Source organism: bacterium (genome assembly GCA_030655055.1).
GTDB lineage: Bacteria > Edwardsbacteria > AC1 > AC1 > EtOH8 > UBA5202.
Genome location: JAURWH010000199.1, coordinates 1 through 4,010, shown reverse-complemented (window position 1 = coordinate 4,010; position 4,010 = coordinate 1). Strand labels below are relative to the sequence as shown.

Here is a 4,010-nt window from a genome sequence, read left to right as displayed (position 1 = left end):
CGATAGTCTTCAGGCTATCGCAAAAATCAGTTATATAATCAACCTTCGTAAACATAAAAACCAACAGTTATAAAGGAAACCCATGGCAATCAAAACAACCTTAGGCAACCTGTTCTTCAAATGGCGCAGTTACACGCCCATTCCGCTGCTTTTAGCGGCCCTTTATTTCGCCAGACCCAGCTGGTGGTCTCTGGCCCTGGGGATCGCGGTCACCTTTGCCGGCGAGGCCGTCCGGATCTGGGCGCTGTCCTATGCCGGCGGCAGCACCCGCACCCTTTCCCCTGATGTGGGCCGGCTGATCACCGGCGGGCCTTTCGGCTTTGTCCGCAACCCGCTTTACGTGGGGAATTTCCTGGTCTCGCTGGGCGTGTGCCTGGCCGCCTGGCCCTGGATGCCCTGGATGATACTGGTCTTCATCGGCGCCTTCTTTTTGCAGTACGTGTTCATCGTGGCGTTGGAGGAGGAGACCCTGGCCGGCAAGCTGGGAGCGGAGTACCAGGAATACTGCCAAAAGGTACCGCGCTGGCTGCCGCGGCTCAGCCACTTCGGCCCGCGCTTCCCGGAAAAGGGCGACACCAAGGCGGCTTTCCGGGCCGAGCGCCGCACCCTGCAGACCGTGTCCATCACCCTGCTGGTGGTGGTGGGGATATTCATGTGGCGGGTAATGAAGGGATACTGACGGATTTTTGCCACAGAGGCTCAGAGACACAGAGTGATACTTGCTCTTGTTAATGCCTGGTTGTGGATGTTTGAATTCTCCTCCGTGCCTCTGTGTCTCTGTGGCCGGTTATTTTTCTAACAACTATGAACAGTTTGCTGTATCTCCATAACCAGTACCAAAGGCAAGCCGCATGGACCAAGGCCCTGCGGCTTTTTCTCTATCGCAAGGTGCGTCTGGCCGGGAAGAAGAACATCCTGGAGCTGGGCGCGGGAAGCGGGGTCATCCTAAGCGAGATCTCGGAGCGCACGGAGGCCCGGCTTTGCGGCATAGAGGCCGACCCCCAAATGACAGCCTTGGCCAAAGCCCAATATCCAGACATAGAATTCAGGACGGCCCGGGCCGAAAAGCTTCCCTTTCCGGCCAACTCTTTTGACCTGATAGTCACCCACTACTTCTGGCTGTGGCAGAAAGATCCTAAAGCCGTTCTGTCCGAGGCCCGCCGGGTCCTAAAAAAGGGCGGGCACCTGGCCAGCCTGTGCGAGCCGGACTATATGGGCCGCATTGACGAACCGACGGAGCTGGGAGGGATAAGGGATTTGATTTTAGGGACACTGGCCAAACAGGGCGCGGATCCGGGACTGGCCGGAAAACTCGAAACTCTAATGACCCAAGCCGGGTTCAAGACCGAAGCCGGGCGGCAGGAGGGCTGCTGGGACTGGCGGGAGTACCAGAAGCAGTTTGACCGGGAATGGGAATTCATCGGGCATCTGTGCGGTTTTGGGAAGAGGCTGGAAGCTTTGAAACAGAAGGACCTTCAGGCGGTGGCGGAGAGGAAGAGAAAGATGTGCATGCCGGTGCGCTGGGCGGTCGGGACGAAATAGCGATTTATTAACATTATGACATTGTGACACTATGATGACCATTTGTTGGTCGTGAATGGTGAAAGGTGAAGCGTGAATATTTTTGAGCAAAAGAAAACCGGCCGGGCCGGTTTTTTTGTTGTTGACAGAGCCCTAATTGCTTGCTATACTTACGGTTTATATGATGGGGCAGTGGGCTTTAACCAGTCACAAAAAATATCATTTTAGGTGCATAAAATGAAAAAATACGGCGTTATATTGCTTTGTCTTTTGTCCATATCCTGCGTCACACTGCAGCCGGCGGTGGACAAGAAATCCCCGGTCTCCCAGGACCAGAAAGCCAGGGAGGAACTGCGGCTGAAAAAGGAGGCCGAGGCCTCCGGTCTTTTGGAAAAGGCCCAAACGCAGTACTCCGAGCGCAAGCCGGCCGAGGCGGCGGAGACCCTGCAGCAGCTGTTGGCCAAGCATCCCGAAACGCCAGCGGCCGCGGAGGCCCTGTACCTGACGGCCCTGTACCGCCTGGAACTTAAGCAGATAGACCTGGCCCTGCAGAGCGGCTTTAAGCTGACCGAAAAATATCCCGATTCCGAATTCTGGGCCAAGACCAAGAAGGTTTTAGGCGACTGCTACACCGAGAACAGGGACTATGTGAAAGCCGGCCAGCAGTATCTGGAGGGCATGGCCAAGGCCAAGGCCCCGGAGGACCGCGAGACCATAAGGCTGCCGCTGCTGACGCTGATCAACGAGAAGCTGTCCTCGGGCGAACTGCGGATACTCTACAAGACATATTCCACTACTGAGACCGCCCCGGCCATGGGCCTCAGATTATGCAAGATGGAGCTGGAGGCCAAGAACATTCCCGAGGCCAAAAAACTGCTGGCGGACCTTGCCAAAAAATATCCCGCCAGCGGGGAGGCCGGAACCGCCAGCCTGCTCTTATCCCAGTTATCCGGAGAGAACGCGATCATCCCGGTCGCCCCGGTGGAAAAGAAGATCGGCCTGCTGGCGCCCCTGACCGGCAAGTTCGGAGAATTCGGGCTGGCGGTGCAGAACGGGGTGGAACTGGCCTTTGAGGAATACAACCAGAAGGCCGTTGAAAAATTCAAAATAGTGTCGGCCGACACCAAGGGCGATGCCATCGACGCGGTCAGACAGGCCCGGCGTCTGGCCGACTCCTCCATGGTGATGGGGCTGATCGGAGAAGTGCTTTCCGGGGCCACCATCGCCGCGGCCGGGGTGGCCGATGTGCTGGGCGTTCCCCTGCTTTCGCCCACCGCCACCGACGACCGGATCTCGACCATCGGGCCCAACATCTTTCAGCTGAACCCCAGCCTGAGCTGGCAGGGGCCGGCGGTGGCCCAGTACGCGGTGAAAGCCCGGGGCTTTAAGGCCCTGGCCATGCTGTATCCCGACGAAGGCGCCTGGGAATCGGTGGCCCAGGCCTTTGCCAAGGAGGCCGCCAAGCTGGGGGCCAGGATGGTCTATGCCCAGGCCTACACCCCCGGCACCACCGACTTTAAGGCCCAGATAGACCAGCTGAAGCTGGTGAAGGTGGACGCGTTGTTCCTGCCGGCCTCGCCCTCGGACATCGTGATGATAGCGCCCCAGCTGGCCTACAACCAGCTGAAGCTCCAGCTATTGGGTCCCGAATCCTGGGGAGACCCCAAGGTGTCGGCCCAGGGCGACGTTTACGTGGAGGGGGCCATCTTCGCCGTGCTTTCGGAGAGCTCGGAGCTGGCCCAGTCCTCGGCCGCCTTTGAAGAGCGCTTTAAGAAGCGCTACGGCAAGCCGCCGTCCAAGCAGGCCGCCCAGGGCTACGATGCCGCCAGGATCATGATCGCCGCCCTGCAAAAGAACCCGGCCTCCCGCCAGGAACTGCGGACCTATCTGACCAGCGGCGATTTCACCGGACTGAAACTCTCGGGCCAGGGAAGCTTTGGCCGGTTTGGGGCCCAGCCCAAGGCCAAGATGATGACCATCAAGAACCGGCAGTCGGTGGGCCTGGATGAAGCGGCTGCGGCCAAGGACAAGAAGGCCCCGGTCCCGGTGAAGAACGAAAAGGCCAAGGCCGACAGCACCAAGAAGGAAACGCCCAAGCCGAAGAAACCCTGATGGGACGCTGGCTTCGACAGGCTCAGCCGAACGATATCCGCAGATTACGCAGATTGGTATAATTTCTTACCGGGATTTTATCAGAAAACCCCTCCTTCGCTAAAGCTACGGCGGGTGGACATGAAGGAAGGAAATAAATATTTAAGGCTAATCCAATAATCGATAGAAACTAGTTGTCCAAAGGTTCCAACCCCGGTTGTCGCGTTAAAACGATCAGTGAGCATCGCAGTTGATGGCGGTTAAAAGCTTGTCTGGCCTGTTTGAGGGCTTGGCCAAAGCCCGAGTTCAGACAAGCCCGTCAGCAAAGAGAAGCGCAGCGCGGGCCCGCTGACCTGTCCGCCGAAGCAGGAGCGTAGGCGGGAGCATTAGCGTAAGCG

Annotated in this window: 3 protein-coding genes; all 3 read left to right on the top strand. The window is 58.1% G+C overall.

The features are described 5' to 3' along the window. Positions 1-82: 82 nt before the first annotated feature. Positions 83-679, top strand: a complete 597-nt coding sequence (locus Q7U71_09300) for an isoprenylcysteine carboxylmethyltransferase family protein (protein MDO9391952.1) — start codon at positions 83-85, stop codon at positions 677-679. A 125-nt stretch (positions 680-804) separates the two neighbouring features. After that, positions 805-1,542 carry a class I SAM-dependent methyltransferase gene (locus tag Q7U71_09295; GenBank protein MDO9391951.1) on the top strand — a complete coding sequence of 246 codons (738 nt, stop codon included), beginning with the start codon at positions 805-807 and terminating at the stop codon, positions 1,540-1,542. A 216-nt stretch (positions 1,543-1,758) separates the two neighbouring features. Then, a complete protein-coding gene (locus tag Q7U71_09290) occupies positions 1,759-3,633 on the top strand; it encodes a penicillin-binding protein activator (protein MDO9391950.1) in 1,875 nt (624 codons plus the stop codon). Positions 3,634-4,010: the final 377 nt, after the last annotated feature.

What these genes read in the sequence shown, in the direction of transcription:
- Q7U71_09290 (MDO9391950.1), top strand. Translation starts at nt 1,759, where the DNA reads ATGAAAAAATACGGCGTTATATTGCTTTGTCTTTTGTCCATATCCTGC.
- Q7U71_09300 (MDO9391952.1), top strand. Translation starts at nt 83, where the DNA reads ATGGCAATCAAAACAACCTTAGGCAACCTGTTCTTCAAATGGCGCAGT.
- Q7U71_09295 (MDO9391951.1), top strand. Translation starts at nt 805, where the DNA reads ATGAACAGTTTGCTGTATCTCCATAACCAGTACCAAAGGCAAGCCGCA.